The 15498-nt window shown below is 69.5% G+C and carries 15 protein-coding genes; 10 read left to right on the plus strand and 5 right to left on the minus strand.

Annotation, left to right across the window (positions count from 1 at the left end):
- The first annotated feature begins 223 nt into the window (after positions 1-223).
- Positions 224-775: a hypothetical protein gene (locus tag GX015_RS05715; protein WP_291343484.1), complete on the plus strand. Its 552-nt coding sequence runs from the start codon at positions 224-226 to the stop codon at positions 773-775.
- 78 nt (positions 776-853) lie between these two features.
- On the opposite strand, the gene GX015_RS05720 is transcribed toward GX015_RS05715, so the two are convergent.
- Together GX015_RS05720 and ppgK are read right to left on the minus strand one after the other, a co-directional pair.
- Entirely contained in the window at positions 854-2425 is a 1572-nt protein-coding gene (locus GX015_RS05720) for an RNA polymerase sigma factor (protein WP_291343485.1), read from the minus strand.
- 300 nt (positions 2426-2725) lie between these two features.
- On the minus strand, positions 2726-3481 hold the full coding sequence (gene ppgK, locus GX015_RS05725) for a polyphosphate--glucose phosphotransferase (protein WP_291343486.1): 756 nt from the start codon (positions 3479-3481) through the stop codon (positions 2726-2728).
- A 35-nt stretch (positions 3482-3516) separates the two neighbouring features.
- On the opposite strand from ppgK, the gene GX015_RS05730 reads away from it, so the two are divergent.
- Positions 3517-4473 (plus strand): inositol monophosphatase family protein, encoded by a 957-nt coding sequence (locus GX015_RS05730; RefSeq protein WP_291343487.1) that lies wholly within the window; start codon positions 3517-3519, stop codon positions 4471-4473.
- Here GX015_RS05730 and cei read toward each other — a convergent pair.
- On the minus strand, positions 4454-5050 hold the full coding sequence (gene cei, locus GX015_RS05735) for an envelope integrity protein Cei (RefSeq protein ID WP_291343489.1): 597 nt from the start codon (positions 5048-5050) through the stop codon (positions 4454-4456). The genes GX015_RS05730 and cei overlap by 20 nt on opposite strands.
- Positions 5051-5220: 170 nt before the next feature.
- Here cei and GX015_RS05740 point away from each other — a divergent pair, with 170 nt between their 5' ends.
- Entirely contained in the window at positions 5221-5517 is a 297-nt protein-coding gene (locus GX015_RS05740) for a DUF4193 domain-containing protein (RefSeq protein WP_291343490.1), read from the plus strand.
- A gap of 118 nt (positions 5518-5635) precedes the next feature.
- On the opposite strand, the gene GX015_RS05745 is transcribed toward GX015_RS05740, so the two are convergent.
- Positions 5636-6124, minus strand: a complete 489-nt coding sequence (locus GX015_RS05745; protein WP_291343503.1) for a DUF3093 domain-containing protein — start codon at positions 6122-6124, stop codon at positions 5636-5638.
- A 135-nt stretch (positions 6125-6259) separates the two neighbouring features.
- On the opposite strand from GX015_RS05745, the gene dut reads away from it, so the two are divergent.
- The 4 genes from dut (at position 6260) to dxs (ending at position 11047) form a co-directional block, all read left to right on the plus strand.
- Positions 6260-6697, plus strand: a complete 438-nt coding sequence (gene dut / locus GX015_RS05750; RefSeq protein WP_291343505.1) for a dUTP diphosphatase — start codon at positions 6260-6262, stop codon at positions 6695-6697.
- A gap of 193 nt (positions 6698-6890) precedes the next feature.
- The gene (locus GX015_RS05755) at positions 6891-7667 is read left to right on the plus strand and encodes a DUF3710 domain-containing protein (protein ID WP_291343491.1); all 777 of its coding nucleotides are present in this window, start codon (positions 6891-6893) and stop codon (positions 7665-7667) included.
- A 135-nt stretch (positions 7668-7802) separates the two neighbouring features.
- The gene (locus GX015_RS05760; protein WP_291343493.1) at positions 7803-9011 is read left to right on the plus strand and encodes a class I SAM-dependent RNA methyltransferase; all 1209 of its coding nucleotides are present in this window, start codon (positions 7803-7805) and stop codon (positions 9009-9011) included.
- A 146-nt stretch (positions 9012-9157) separates the two neighbouring features.
- Positions 9158-11047: a 1-deoxy-D-xylulose-5-phosphate synthase gene (gene dxs, locus GX015_RS05765; protein ID WP_291343495.1), complete on the plus strand. Its 1890-nt coding sequence runs from the start codon at positions 9158-9160 to the stop codon at positions 11045-11047.
- A gap of 39 nt (positions 11048-11086) precedes the next feature.
- On the opposite strand, the gene GX015_RS05770 is transcribed toward dxs, so the two are convergent.
- Entirely contained in the window at positions 11087-12373 is a 1287-nt protein-coding gene (locus GX015_RS05770) for an HRDC domain-containing protein (RefSeq protein ID WP_046649806.1), read from the minus strand.
- Positions 12374-12609: 236 nt separating this feature from the next.
- On the opposite strand from GX015_RS05770, the gene GX015_RS05775 reads away from it, so the two are divergent.
- The 3 genes from GX015_RS05775 to GX015_RS05785 all read left to right on the plus strand — a co-directional run.
- Positions 12610-13608, plus strand: coding sequence for an ABC transporter substrate-binding protein (locus tag GX015_RS05775; protein ID WP_244465414.1), 999 nt, complete (start codon positions 12610-12612; stop codon positions 13606-13608).
- A 146-nt stretch (positions 13609-13754) separates the two neighbouring features.
- The gene (locus GX015_RS05780; protein ID WP_278828578.1) at positions 13755-14786 is read left to right on the plus strand and encodes an ABC transporter permease; all 1032 of its coding nucleotides are present in this window, start codon (positions 13755-13757) and stop codon (positions 14784-14786) included.
- 26 nt (positions 14787-14812) lie between these two features.
- The coding region (locus GX015_RS05785) for an iron chelate uptake ABC transporter family permease subunit (protein WP_291343501.1) at positions 14813-15498 on the plus strand (686 nt) is incomplete at its 3' end.

Below are 15498 nucleotides of genomic sequence, written 5' to 3' on the forward strand. Positions count from 1 at the left end.
CGCCGCCGAGGAGGCCGAGCAGCCGGAAGGAGTCGAGGAGCCGGCCGATGCATCTGCGGCCGGGACCAGCGCCGATGGTGCTGGATACGAAGCCGGGAGCCCGCGGGGCGGGCCGGGGCGAGGCGATCCACCCAGACCCGGGAAGCCACCGAGACGCGGTGATCCACCGAAGAGACGGGGCAGGCTGCAGCCGGCGCGGGGGACGACGTCGATTGTGGTGGTGGTGACTCTTGATCAGTTGGAGTCGATGAGTGGGATGGCGATGACGGATACCAATGTGCAGATGGCGGTGGCCGAGGCCGTGGAGCATTGCGATGCGCGGAATCTGTTTTTGTCGGTGATGGATTTCGAGGGCCAGCCGCTGTATTTGGGCAGGAATGACCGGCGGGGTTCGTTGGCGCAGTATTTGTCGTTGGTGGCGGCGGAGGGGATGAGTTCGGCTCCGGGGTCGTCGGCGCCGGCTGCGTGGTGCCATATCCATCACACGGAGGGTTGGCAGTACGGCGGTGACACGAACATTGACGTGTTGACGTTGGTGGATCCGTTGACGCACGCGAATGTGGATGATGCGCGGTCGGATCCGGATAAGTGGTGGACGAGGAAGGGCAGGGGGCCGGGGGAGCCGCGGATCGTGTGGTTGCCGCCGGTGTCGAAGGATCCGGAGCGGGTGGTGGGGGAGAATCGTCATCCGGCGGGGTGGACGAATCCGGGGCGGACGATGCGTCGTGAAGCCCGGGAAAAGCGGAAGGCTAAGTGGGACGAGGAAGGAAAGTGACCGCACGGCAAATATGCGACCGCCCGCCACGACCTGTGCGGCGTGACGGGCGGCGCTGGGTGCGGGGGAGAGCCGGGACTACTCCAAGTAGTCGCGCAACACCTGGGAACGCGAGGGGTGCCGCAGCTTCGACATGGTCTTCGACTCGATCTGACGGATGCGCTCACGCGTCACGCCGTAGACCTGGCCGATCTCGTCGAGCGTGCGCGGCATGCCGTCGGTGAGGCCGAAACGCAGGCGAACGACGCCGGCCTCACGCTCCGACAGGGTCTCCAGCACATCGCCGAGCTGATCCTGCAGCAAGGTGAAGCTCACCGCGTCGACCGCGATGACGGCCTCGGAATCCTCGATGAAATCGCCGAGCTGGCTGTCGCCCTCGTCGCCGATCGTCTGGTCCAGCGAAATGGGCTCACGGGCGTACTGCTGGATCTCCAGCACCTTCTCCTCGGTGATGTCCATCTCGCGCGCCAGCTCCTCCGGAGTGGGCTCGCGACCGAGATCCTGCAGCAGCTCACGCTGAATCCGGCCCAGCTTGTTGATCACCTCGACCATGTGCACCGGGATGCGGATCGTACGGGCCTGGTCGGCCATCGCGCGCGTGATCGCCTGGCGGATCCACCACGTCGCATACGTCGAGAACTTGTAGCCCTTCGAGTAGTCGAACTTCTCCACCGCGCGAATGAGACCCAGGTTGCCCTCCTGGATCAGATCCAGGAACGCCATGCCGCGGCCGGTGTAGCGCTTGGCCAGGGACACGACGAGGCGCAGGTTCGCCTCCAGCAGATGGTTCTTGGCGCGCTGGCCATCACGCGAAATCTCACGGAGATCGCGGCGCTGGGCATGAGCGAGACGCTCGCCGGCCTCCTTCGCCTGGTCGATCTTGTACTGCGCGTACAGGCCGGCCTCGATGCGCTTCGCCAGCGAAACTTCTTCCTCGGCCGTCAACAGCGCGACCTTGCCGATCTGCTTCAGGTACGCGCGAACCGAGTCCGCCGAGGCAGTCAGCTCCGCGTCCTTGCGGGCCTGGCGCAGGGCCGCCGATTCGTCCTCGTTCCAGACCTCGTCGACGGTGTCCGACTCGTCCTCGGCTTCCTCCTCGGAATCCTCGGTGCCCTCATCGAGCTCGGGGTCGAAGTCGCCCTCGATCGACAGGTCGGAATCGTCCTCCTCGAGCTCATCGTCCTCGGCGCCCTCCGCAGCCTGGGCATCCTTCGCCTTGGCGCTCGTGGCCTTCGCCGCGGTCTTCTTGGCGGCCGTCTTCTTCGCGGCGGCCTTTTTCGCCGTGGTCTTCTTGGCTGCCGTCTTCTTGGCTGCCGTCTTCTTCGCGGCGGTCTTCTTGGCTGCCGTCTTCTTCACGGCCTTCTTCGCCGGAGCATCTGCCGCAGCGGACTGATCCTGGTCGGCCGTCGCCGACGCATCGGCTGCCGCGGCAGACTGCGCGGTCGTCTGCGCGGCCGTGCCTGCACCCGCATCCACCGGAGCCGACGAGGTCTTCGGGGCCGCCTTCTTCACGGCGGTCTTCTTGGCCGCCGTCTTCTTCACGGCCTTCTTGATCGCCTTCTTCACGGCCTTCTTGGCCGGGGCCGGCGAGTCGGCGGAGCCGCCCGCAGTGCCCTGGCCGTTCGGCTGCTCGGATTCTGTGGCTGTCACGAAAGCCCTTTCACGATGATGTCGATTGCCGCCGGCGTGCCGGGATGAACCGGTGCGCGGCCCCGCCCACCAAATCCCGGTGTGCGGGGGACGGGACGCCGATGAAGCGCCACCGCCGGCCAAATGCCTGCAATGTCGATGTTTCGTGCCACGGATCTCGGTCGCCGTATTGCGGGGTTCGGTCGTGCCGCCCCGGCTTCGTCATGTTCAACCGTCCGTGAATCAACTCCCCAGTGTAACCCAACGGGGATGGGTGCCTCGGCGCGCCCCCGTGCGGGGGTTGCGCCGCGACTGCACGGATCAGGGGAGCAAACCCTCTGCCGCCGCCAGCGCCGCGCCGGCGATACCGGCGTTGTTGTGCAGCTTCGCCGGGACCACCGGCGTCTTGCACTTCAGCAGGGGCACCCACTTTTCGTGCTTCCGGCTGATGCCGCCGCCGACGACGAACAAGTTCGGCCAGAACAGCGCCTCGTACGTCTGCAGCACCGTCGACACCCGCTTGGTCCACTTCTTGTAGCTGAGCTCCTCGCGCTCCTTCACCGCCGCCGACGCCATGTGCTCCGCCTCGGTGTCCCCGATGTACAGGTGGCCGAGCTCGGAGTTGGGGTACAGCAGGCCGTCGTGAAGCAAAGCCGACCCGATGCCGGTGCCGAACGTAAGCAGGATCACCGATCCCTGACGTGCGTGCGGGTCGCCGAAGCGGACTTCCGCCAGGCCCGCGGCATCGGCATCGTTCAGCACATGCGCGGGATTGTCGGGCAGATGGCGGCCGAACAGCTCGCGGCAATCCATGTCCACCCACGACGGGTCGATGTTCGCCGCCAGCAGCGCCGTCTGGTTGCGGACCACGGACGGCAGCGTGACGCCGACCGGCCCCTCCCACCCGGCGGTGCGCACGATCTCGGCGATGGTCTCCGCCACCGCCTCCGGAGTCGCGGGCTGCGGGGTGAGGATCTTGATCCGCTCGCCGACGAGCTCCCCGGTGTCGAGGTCGACGACACCTCCCTTGATGCCGGAACCGCCCACGTCCACGCCAAAACCGATGTTGTCTGCCATGTCGCCGATTGTACGAAAAGGGGGACAATGGCCCCATGACCGTCAACTCCGCCGGACCCGCCCACACCCCCGCATTCACCGATGCCCCAACGGATCTGCGCCGCATGGCCGTGATTTTGGCCACCGCCGCGGCAGGTCACGTCCGGGTGCGGCGGCGCGAACTCGGCGTCGGCGGCGGCCATGCGGAGGGCACGGACCTCAAGTCCAGTCGCGTCGACCCGGTCACCGTCGTCGACCGGGAATCCGAGCAGCTGATCCGCGAGCTCGTGGCGTCGTTGAGGCCCGGCGATGCGGTTCTGGGCGAAGAGTTCGGTGCGGGGCCCGGCGAGGTGGACGAGGGCTCAACCGAAGAGGCCCCCATCGACGAGGTCCGAACCGACGACACGCAAGCCGGCTCGGTCCGCTGGATCGTCGACCCCATCGACGGCACGGTGAACTTCCTCTACGGCATCCCCGCCTACGGGGTGAGCATCGCCTGCGAGGTCGGCGGCCGCATCGTCGCGGGGGCCGTCGCCGACGTCGCCGGCGGACGGATCTTCCACGCCGCGACGGGGCAGGGCGCCGCGGTGCGGGATGGTTCCGGTCGGGAGGAGACGTTGCGCTGTTCCTCCCCGTCGGACCTTGGCGTGTCGCTCGTGGCCACGGGTTTCGGGTACGCGGCCGAGCGCCGGGCCGTGCAGGGGGCCCTGGTCGCCGATTTGCTTTGCGACGTCCGCGACATCCGGCGGATCGGTTCCGCGGCGCTGGATCTCTGCCTTCTCGCGGCAGGCGGGGTCGATTGCTATTACGAGCACGGCCTCAACGCGTGGGACTGGGCCGCGGGCGCGCTGATCGCGGTGGAGGCGGGTGCCGTCGTGAAGCATCCCGGCCTGGGCGCGGCGTCGGCGGAAGGTGAACTGGTCGCCGCCGCGGCTCCGACCGTGGCGGAGGAGTTCTTCGCGGCGCTCGAGGCGCGGGACGCGCTGGGGCCGATCAGCAGGCGCGCCCGCTGAGCGACTGCAGCGTCGCCGCGTCGACGCCTTCGCCGGACTGCAGGGTCTCCATGGCGGAACGCACCGGCCCGGAATCGTCGAGGCCGCGGAAGCCCGAGCCCAGGGCGACGTCGACGGAACTGTCCTCGCGGGCGTCGTGGACCAGCTCGAGGCAGGGGAAGACGGCGTGCAGCGTGGCTCCGTGCGGCGCGAATCCGGCACCGAAACGCAGCTGGCCGTAGCAATTCAAGTCGAGGTCGGGGCTGAGCGGATCATTGCCGACCGCGCCCTCGGGCACCGTCGCGAAACCGAGGCCCACGAGGCCCTCCGAGACCTCCATGGCCTGGCCGGACTCGCCGTTGGCGTTGAGCACGCGCACCGGAATGTCCCGCGGGGGTGCCGGTGCCTCGCCCAAGAGGTCCGCGGCGGAGACGACGGCGGCCGCATCGGGATGGTGGCACGCGACGCTGGTCGCCTCCACCGTCCGCGTGAATGCGAGGGCCCAGGCGACGACTGCCACCACCGCGAAAATGGCGACGATGATGCCGTAAGGGGCGACATTGCGGCGCCGGGGCGCGCTCGGCTGACGATGCGTCATGGTGGCAATGCTAGCCGGGGGCGGGTGGCCACCATTCACTCGTGTCGCAATGGTGTTAAATACCGCCGTCTACCAGGGGATATGACAGATTCTGAGAATTGCCCTAATATCCGCGAAGAATACGGCGCAACACACGGAGTGCCGCGACCCCACTGGAGGAGGGCCGAAAAATGGCTGTCGATTACGATTCGCCCCGCACTCGCGAAGACGAGGACATCGCCACCGATTCGCTCGAGGGCCTGCAGGCCGCCGGCGACGACAAGCGCATCGCCGACGATGACGACGGCGAGATCGTGGAGCCCTACGAGCTCCCCGGCGCCGACCTGTCCGGTGAGGAGCTGGAGATCTCCGTCGTCCCGCGACAGGACGACGAGTTCACGTGCGGCTCCTGCTTCCTGGTGCAGCACCGCTCCATGATGGCGCACGATCCGGGCGACGGTTTCCCGATCTGCCGCGACTGCGCCTGATTCACCCGGGCCGGGGGCTCCCCGGCCCGTCCCGCGCACGGCGAAACCCGCGCCCGGATCACCCTGCAGGTGATTCCGATGGCGCGGGTTCGTCGTATGGGGCGAGTCCGCGAGTCCTTTACGCGGACCGGCGGTCGGTGCCCAGGAACGCGTCGAGCAGAGCCTCCGGCTTGCGCGTGGACACCAGCCAATAGGGGGTGGGGTCGTCGGGGTCGTCGAGGACGAGCAGCACCATGGTGCGCACCCAGCTGTGGGTGACCAGGAAGGCCGCCGGGTCGAGCTGGCGGCCCAACGCATTGCGGTGGGCCGACTCCGGCACGACGAGCGACTTGGACACCACGGACGCGGGCAGCACCGCCGAACCGGCGTGGAGCCATCGTTCGCCGGAGGAGTCCACTTCGACCGACACCTTCGTCTTCGACAGCGTGACCAGGATCCACAGGCCGATGGCGGTGATGATGAGCCCGCCGACGATCAACCAGAGGATGCTGCGGTTGAACGCGACCTGCGCCGTGCAGACGATGATCGCCGGAATCGCCAGCGCCCAGTACCACCAGGGCACCCACAGACGTTCCCGGTAGATGATGTCGCCGCCGGCGGCCGTCATGGTGTCGTCAGAAGTGCTCACGGACGTTCATTCTACCCGTCGCGTTTCGGGGGTCGACCCCGGTGCGTATCGTCTGGGGGCGTGAACGATGATCGCACGCCAAACACCGCCCACGCCGAGCCCGTTCGGGTCCGGTTGCTCACCGTCGACGCCGTCGCCCCCGTTCGGGCGCATCACGACGACGCCGGCGTCGACCTGTCCTCGGCGGAGGATCTCGTGCTCGATCCGGGCGAGCGCGCCCTGGTCGGCACGGGCATCGCCATCGCCCTGCCGGCGGGGACCGTCGGGCTCATCCACCCGCGGTCCGGGCTCGCCGCGCGTGCGGGCCTTTCCATCGTCAACGCCCCCGGCACCGTCGACGCCGGATACCGCGGTGAAATCAAGATCAGTCTCATTAACCTCGACCCGCGGGAACCGATCGTCATCGCCAAGGGCGACCGCATCGCCCAGCTGCTGGTGCAGAAGGTGGAGCTGAGCCCCTTCGTCGTCGTCGACGAGCTCGACGCCACCGATCGCGGCGATCGGGGCCATGGCTCGACCGGCGTCGCGGGGGCCCCGCCGGCCCGCGCCTGAGCCCGGGGCGGATGCGCGACCTCGATCTCCGACGCCGTTCCACGACCCCATGGGACGGCCCCGGACGCGGGTTGCCGTTACGCTGAACATCACTAGAGCGAACAGAGACGTCGGCAAGCACGCGCGACCGGGACCATCCCCGGCCCGCAGGGGCCGGCCGACGCGCGACACTCAATCGACAATTAGGGAGACCATGGCCATGTGGCCCTTCGGCAACAAGAAGAACACCGACCCCGCCACCGCCACCGACGGCGACGCCACCACAGACGCCGTGACCGACGGCGCCCCCGGTGAGGCGACCGTCGACCGCGGCACCGTGAACCCCGTGGGCGACCCCCGCGAGGATGGCTTGCAGCCGGTCGAGTCCGGGCCCTTCGACGTCGCCGACGCGAAGCCGGAGGAGTTCGACTTCTCGGACTTCGCCAAGGCGAGCGTCAACCTCGGCTCCGTGCTGCTCGCCGTGCCCCACGTGGGCGACATCCAGGTGGAGATGGGCCCGCAGGGGCCGACGATGCTCCACGTGGTGACCCCCTCCGGCCGCATCACCCCGGTCGCGTTCGCCGCGCCGACCTCGGGTGGCCTGTGGGGGACCTCGAGCCGCGAGATCGCCGACGGCCTGTCGAAGGACGGGCTCGACGTCCACTTCGAGGACGGTCCGTGGGGCGAGGAGGTCGTGGGCGTGCGCGACGAGATGCAGATGCGCATCATCGGCGCCGACGGCCCGCGCTGGATGATGCGCCTGACGCTGTCCGGCCCCGTCGACACCGCCGACGAGCTGGCCGAGGTCGGCCGCGGCATGATGGCACGCTGCTTCGTCAGCCGCGGCGACAACCCGATGCCCGCGGGCCAACCGCTGCCGGTGACCTTGCCGGTCGCCATGGCCGAGCAGATCCGCCAGGCCTACGCCCAGCAGCAGGCGTCCCAGCAGGGCCAGCAGAACCCGCAGGGCCAGCAGGGCCAGCAGGGCTAGCCCGGACGGCGGAACCGCCGGGGGCGGCGTCCCCGCCGCACCGGCACAATGCGCGCCACCTGCACGGCCCGCGCCACTTGCACGACCCGCGTCACCTGCACGACCCGTATTTCCCGCAGATCCAGGAGGATCGCCATGAGCACCCCGGCCCACGACCCCACCATCATCGAGGCGGTCGTCGACCGGCCCGCGCATGGCGGCGAGTCGATCGCACTCCTCGACGGCAGGGTGATCCTCGTCCGCGGGGCCATCCCCGGGGAGAGGATCCGCATCGCGCTCGACGACGCCGACGCGAAGCTGTGGAGGGGAGAGGCCGTCGAAATCCTCGATCCGTCGCCGCACCGCATCGAACCGCGGTGCGCCGCCGCGGCCGCCGGAGCGGGCTGCTGCGATCTCGGCCACGTCGACCCCGCCCACGCCCCCGAGCTCAAGCGCGACGTGCTCCTCGACGCGCTGCGGCGCATCGGCCGCTTCGACGTCGCGGACCTGCCCGAACCGTCGGTCACCGCTTTGTCCCCGGCGACCGGTTGGCGCACGCGCGTCCGCCTCGGCGTCGATGAAGAAGGCCGCGCGGGCCTGCGCAAGCGCAAGTCCCGCGACGTGGTGGCGGGCGCGGAGTGCGCGCAAGACGTTCCCGGCTTGACGACGGGTCTCGGAGAGGCCGGCGCCGTGCCCGCCGGGGGAGAGCTCCACGTCGTCCGCGACGCCGACGGCGACCGCCACGTGCTGCACGTGATCGGCAAGGGCCGCAAGCGCCGGGTCACCCAGGTGGAGGGTTCGCCGACCGCCGTCGAGCGCATCGGCGACCGCGAATTCGGCGTGCCCGTCGACGGCTTCTGGCAGGCCCACTCCGCCGCCGCCGGACACTACGTCGGCCGCATCGGCGAGCTGCTGCCGGCAACCCCGGGCGGTCGCGCATGGGATCTGTACGGGGGCGTCGGCGTGTTCGCAGCCGCGCTGGCCGATCTCGTCGGAGCCGACGGCAAGGTCACGTCCGTGGAATCCTTCGCCCAGGCCGCCACGGTCGGCCGAGAGGCGCTGGACGGTTTGCCCGTGGAGTTCCGCACCTCACGGGTGGAGACGGTCGTCGGCAAGCTGGGGCACAAGGTCGACCTGGTGGTCCTCGACCCGCCGCGCACGGGCGCCGGCGCGCAGACCGTCAAGGCCATCGCCGCGGCGCGCCCGGCGAAGGTCCTCCACATCGGCTGCGACCCCGCGACTTTCGCCCGCGACGCCCGCACATGGGCCGACTGCGGCTACCGCATCGAATCCATCGAGGTCGTCGACGCTTTCCCGGGCACGCACCACCTGGAGACCATCGCGGTGCTGGCCCCCGCAACCTGACCGCGCGAGGTGGGCCCCGGCCGCCGCACGGCGCGACTCGTGAGGCGTGCCTTAGCCACCGGGCGGCTCGCTCGCCCGTAGTATTGAAAGACCATCCCGGTCATTTCGCCGGGTCGCCGAGACGTGAAAGGAACGGGTACCGGTTCATGGCTCTCCTCGAATCGATCAACTCACCCGCCGACGTGCGCGCGCTGCGCCCGGAGCAACTCGATGATCTGGCATCGGAAATCCGCGAGTTCCTCGTGGAGAAGGTGTCCGCGACCGGTGGGCACCTCGGCCCGAACCTCGGCGTCGTGGAGTTGACCATGGCGCTGCACCGCGTCTTCGACTCGCCGACGGACCCGATCATCTTCGACACCGGACACCAGGCCTACGTGCACAAAATGCTCACCGGCCGCACCGGCGACTTCGATTCGCTGCGGCAGAAGGACGGCCTGTCCGGCTACCCGTGCCGTGCGGAGAGCCCCCACGACTGGACCGAATCCTCGCATGCGTCGGCCGCGCTGTCGACGGCCGACGGCCTGGCCAAGGGCTTCGACATCCGCGGCGAGCACCACCGCCACGTCGTCGCCGTCGTCGGCGACGGCGCCCTGACGGGCGGCATGTGCTGGGAGGCGCTCAACAACATCGCCGCCGGCAAGGACCGCTCCGTGGTCATCGTGGTCAACGACAACGGCCGCAGCTACTCGCCGACGATCGGCGGCCTGGCCGAAAACCTCGCCGCCCTGGCGCTGCAGCCCGCCTACGACATGGTCATGCGCCAGGGGAAGTCCGGCCTGCAGCGCCTCGGCCCGGTCGGCGATTTCCTCGCGCGCATCGTCTACGGCGCCAAGGAGGGTCTGAAGTCGACGGTCATGCCGCACGAGATGTTCTCCGACCTCGGCCTGAAGTACATGGGACCCTTCGACGGCCACAACATCCGTTCGCTCGAGAACGCCCTGCGCCACGCGCGCGAGTTCGGCGGCCCCGTCATCGTCCATGCGAAGACGAACAAGGGCCGCGGCTTCGCCCCGGCGGAGGCCAATGAGGCCGACCTCATGCACGCCACCGGCGTCATCGACCCCATCACCGGCGAGTCGAAATCGAGCCCCGTGCGCGATTGGACGACGGTCTTCGCCGAGGAACTGGTGAAGCTCGGCGACGAACGCGACGACATCGCGGCGATCACCGCCGCCATGGCCGGCCCGACGGGTCTGGCGAAGTTCGGCAAGGCGCATCCCGACCGCTTCTTCGACGTCGGCATCGCCGAGCAGCATGCCGTGACGTCCGCGTCGGGCCTGGCGCTGGCGGGCATGCACCCCGTGGTCGCGATTTACTCGACCTTCCTCAACCGCGCCTTCGACCAGCTGCTCATGGACGTCGCCCTGCTGAAGCTGCCGGTCACGCTGGTCCTCGACCGCGCGGGCATCACGGGTTCCGACGGCGCGAGCCACAACGGCGTGTGGGACATGGCGCTGACGTCGATCGTCCCGGGCATCCGGGTCGCCGCCCCGCGCGATGGCGCGCGGCTGGTGGAGGAGCTCCGCGAGGCCGTCGACGTCACCGACGGCCCCACCGTCGTGCGTTTCCCGAAGGGCAAGGTCGGTGATGACGTGGAGGCGGTCGAGCGCACCGCCGACGGCGTCGACGTTCTCCACCGCAGCCGCGAGGACGGCGGCGACGTGCTCATCGTCGCGGTCGGCTCCTTCGCCGGCGCCGCCGCCGAGGCCGCCCGCACCCTCGAGGACGAGGGCGTCGACGTCACCGTCGTCGATCCGCGATGGGTCGTGCCCGTTCCGGGCGACATCGTGGCCATGGTCGAAAACCACGGCATGGTCGTCGTCGTGGAGGACGGCGTGGTGCACGCGGGCGTCGGCTCCCTGTTGGGCGACGTGCTGCGCGCGTCGGCGATCGACGTGCCCATGCGCCAGTTCGCGGTGCCCCAGAAGTTCCTGGACCACGCCTCGCGCGGCGAGATCCTCGATGAGCTCGGCCTGACCGCCGGCGCCATCGCCGACGACGTGTCGGAGTGGTGGGCGGACCTCGCCCGGGATTAGTCAGGGACCAGGCCAGACCGGTCAGGGGCCAGGCCGGGCTCAGCCCAGCGGCTGCCTGCGCGGCAGGAGGACGGCCTCGGACACGAGGCCGGCCATGACGTCCACCTGCCACGGGCGTGCCCCCAGCTTCGCCAGCAGGGCGCGGACCTCGCCGTCGGTGCGCGGTACCGCCACGTCATCTCTGCTTCCGGCCCGACTTCCTCCTGCGCCGCCGCCTGCACCGGACATGATCCACGCCACCTCGCGCAGATCCGAGGGGCGGAACAGGGTTTCGGGGGCGATCGCCAGGTCCTCGGCCAGCAGCTCGTGGCCGTGTTTCAGGGCCTCCAGGACGGCCGCGGCCTCGGGTGCGCGCTCTTCCCAGGTGCGGTGGTGGGGGCGGGGCTTGCCCTTCGGGCGCTCGCGCGCCGGCCATTCCTCGCGCGGCAGCGCCAGCGCGGCCCGCAGCTCGCCCATCCACAGTTTCGCGGCGCCGCGCCGCCGGCGGGGGAACCCCTTCAGGGCGGTCAGTTCGCTTTCGGTGCGCGGCAGCTTTTCGGCGATCAGGGCCAGCACGTCGTGGGGCAGGACGGACACGGGGGAGACGTCGCGCTCGCGGGCCATCCGGTCCCGCGCCAGCCACAGTTCACGGCCCGCCACCAGCTGCTCCGGCCGCTTCAGCTTGCCGACGCCGCGCATCGACCGCCATTTCTCGCCGTCGTCCGCGGCGTGCGTCCCGGGGGCGTGGGCCAGACGAACCGCCTCGGATTCCTGGCGCAGCCAGTCGATCCGGTCGAGTTCTGCGAGGGCGGTGCTCAAGGCGTCGGAAAGCTCCACCAGAAGTTCCACGTCCAAAGCGGCGTAGTCGAGCCAATCGGCGGGCAACGGCCGCGTCGACCAATCCTCGCGACCGTGGCCCTTGGCCAGGGCCACGCCGAGGAGCTCCTCGGTCATGGCCGCGAGGTTGACCTTGGGCAGGCCGAGGAGGCGGCCGGCTATCTCGGTGTCCATCAGGTTGCCGGGGTACAGCCCGAGGTCGGCCAGACAGGGGAGGTCGGACACCGCGGCGTGGACGACCCAGTCGAGGGGGTTGAGGGCGTCGGCCAGGCCCGCCTCCGCGATGGCGCCGGGCATCGTCTCGGGGTCGACGAGGATCGTGCCGGCGCCCTCGCGGCGCAGCTGCACCAGGAACGCGCGGTCGTCGTAGCGGTAGGCGGAGGCCCGTTCGGTGTCGACGGCCAACGGGCCGCTGCCCGAGGCCAGAAGTCGTCCCGCATCGGCGATCTCGTCGGCGGTGACCAAGACGTCGGGGGTTCCGCCGCGGGGCGAGAGCAGGGCTGCGCACATGAGGACGAGCTTAACCCCGCTGGTGAATGCGCCCCACGTGACGCGCGGGGGATCGGACGGGGGGAGGTGATCGGGGACACGCGAAATTGGATTAGGTTGGGGCAGCCTTTGTTGTGTTAGCGTGTCCTAAGCCCCGGAGGGAAGCGCTCGTTTCCTTCCGGGCATCCCACTGACGTATTGGGGACGCGGCCCGCTTCACGCCGGCAGGACGTCCGAAACATCGAGGAGTCAATTTCTTGATCACCACGCTTCGCCGCCGCACCGTGGCCGTCGCCGCGGCCGCCGCGCTGACCTTCGGCCTCGTCGCCTGCTCCGACGATTCGAACGGCGGCACCGAGGCCGCCGCCAACGGCGAGACCGCCACCGTGCAGATCGAGGACAACTTCGGCACCCAGACGGTCACCGTCCCCGCCGAGAACGTCGTCGCCACCGACAACCGCGTCTTCCGCACCCTGGAGGACTGGGGGATCGAGCTCGCGGCCGCGCCCGTCAACCTGATGCCGCCGAACCTCGACTACAAGACCAACGACTCCATCGTGAACCTGGGCACGCACCGCGAGCCCGACCTGGAGGCCGTCGTCGCCGTCGAGCCGGACCTGATCATCAACGGCCAGCGCTTCGCGCAGTACGGCGAGGACTTCGCCAAGCTCGCCCCCGAGGCCGCCATCGTCGACCTGACGCCGCGCGAGGACAAGCCGTTCGACGAGGAGCTGCGCCGCCAGACCACCGCCCTGGGCGAGATGTTCGGCAAGCAGGACGAGGCCGACAAGCTCATCGAGGACTTCGACAAGTCCATCGAGCGCGCCAAGGCCGCCTACGACAAGCAGGACAAGGTCATGGGCGTCATCACCTCCGGCGGCAACGTCAACTACGCCGCCCCGGGCTCCGGCCGCTCCCTCGGCCCGATCTTCCAGATCCTCGGCCTGACCCCGGCCCTGGAGGTCGAGAACGCCTCCACCGACCACGAGGGCGACGACATCTCCGTCGAGGCCATCGCGGACTCCAACCCGGACATCATGCTCGTCATGGACCGCGACGCCGCCACCGCCGAGAACAACGGCGAGGAGTACACCCCGGCCAACGAGCTGATCGCCAACTCCGCCGCGCTGAAGAACGTCACCGCGGTGACCGAGGATCGCATCATCTACATGCCGCAGTACACTTACGTGGATGAGGGCATCCAAACCTACACCGAGTTCTTCAACTCCCTGGCCGACGCCCTGGAGAAGAAGTAGCGCCCGCGGCGCGAACCCCACCCGGTTCGCGCCATCGGTCGGATCTGGCCCGGCGACGCCACGGCGCCGCGGGGCCATGTCACGTCCGGTGACGCGATGCCCGCAGACATCCCGTGCCTACCCCGCAATCCGAGAGCCGTAACCGAATGACCGCACCGAGCACGAACCCGCCTGCCGCGCACGACGCGCGGAACGGCGCCGACCCCGCAGCCGCCCCCGCGGCGGCGAAGGGTCGGCTTTTCACATGGCCCCTGCTGATCGGCATCCTGGTCACCGCGGGGTTGGTGGCCACGTCGCTGTTCATCGGCGTCTACGACATCTTCGGCGCCGACGACGGCGCCGAGATGTTCGGCATCACCCGCGTGCCCCGCACCATCGCCCTGGTGTTGGCCGGTGCGGCGATGGCGATGTGCGGCCTGGTGATGCAGCTGCTCACGCAGAACCGCTTCGTCGAGCCGACGACCACCGGCACCACCGAATGGGCGGGCCTGGGCCTGCTGCTGGTGATGATCGTCGCCCCCGAGTCGTCGATCCTGGTGAAGATGACCGCCGCCGTCATCGCGGCCTTCCTGGGCACCATGGTGTTCTTCGCGTTCCTGCGCCGGGTCACCCTGCGCTCGTCGGTCATCGTCCCCATCGTCGGCATGATGCTCGGCGCCGTCGTCGGCGCGGTCTCGAGCTACATCGCGCTGTCCACGAACATGCTGCAGAGCCTGGGCATCTGGTTCGCGGGGTCGTTCACCTCCGTGCTCAAGGGCCAGTACGAGCCGCTGTGGCTCGTCGCCGTGGTCGTGGTCCTCGTATTCTTCGTCGCCGACCGCTTCACCGTCGCCGGCCTGGGCGAGGAGATCGCCACCAACGTCGGCCTCAACTACCGCCGCATCGTGTTCATCGGCACGGGCCTCATCGCCATCGCCACGGGCATCGTCACGGTCGTCGTCGGCAACCTGCCCTTCCTCGGGCTCATCGTCCCCAACATCGTGTCCATGTTCCGCGGCGACGACCTCCGCTCGAACCTGCCGTGGGTGTGCCTGCTGGGCATTTCGGTGGTCACGGTCTGCGACATCATCAGCCGCATCATCATCCGCCCGTTCGAGATCCCGGTGTCCACGATCCTCGCGATCGTCGGCGCCGTGGTCTTCATCACCCTGCTGCTGCGCCAGCGCCGCCGCGCATGAACCGCCGGAGCCGAGAGGAGCGAACCATGAGCACCGCGATCGACCGCACGACCCCGGAGTTGCCGGAAGACGCCTTCGCCGAGTTTTCGGAGGTCGCCGGCATCGACGAGTTCGACGTCGCCGACGCCGCGCCGGAAAAGGACGGCGAGGCGAAGAAGAGCGCCGACCGCCCCGGCACCGGCCCGCTGCCGACGTCGCGCGCCCGGAAGCGCTACTGGATCATCTTCGGCGTTCTGGCCCTCCTGGCGCTGGGCTTCGCGACGGCCAACCTCGCCTGGGGCAACCCCATGCCCTTCGGCTCCCGCGGCTTCTGGCTCATCGCCGAGATGCGCCTGAGCAATCTCGCCGTCATGCTGGTCGTCGCGTTCTGCCAGGCCACGGCCACGGTGGCGTTCCAGACGGTGACGCACAACCGCATCCTGACGCCGTCGATCATGGGCTTCGAGTCCCTGTACGTGGTCATCCAGACCGCCGCGGTGTTCTTCATCGGCGCCGCCGGCGTCGCCGCGATCACGGGCACCCCGCAGTTCCTGGGCCAGGTCGCGGTGATGGTGGTCTTCTCCGCCATCCTCTACGGCTGGCTGTTCGGCGGCCGCTTCGGCAACCTGCAGATCATGCTGCTGGTCGGCATCATCCTCGGCGGCGGCATGGGCGCGCTGTCGACGTTCATGCAGCGCATGCTCACCCCCAGCGAGTTCGACGTGCTCACCGC

The organism is Corynebacterium sp. (assembly GCF_012837295.1).
Classification (GTDB): Bacteria; Actinomycetota; Actinomycetes; order Mycobacteriales; family Mycobacteriaceae; genus Corynebacterium.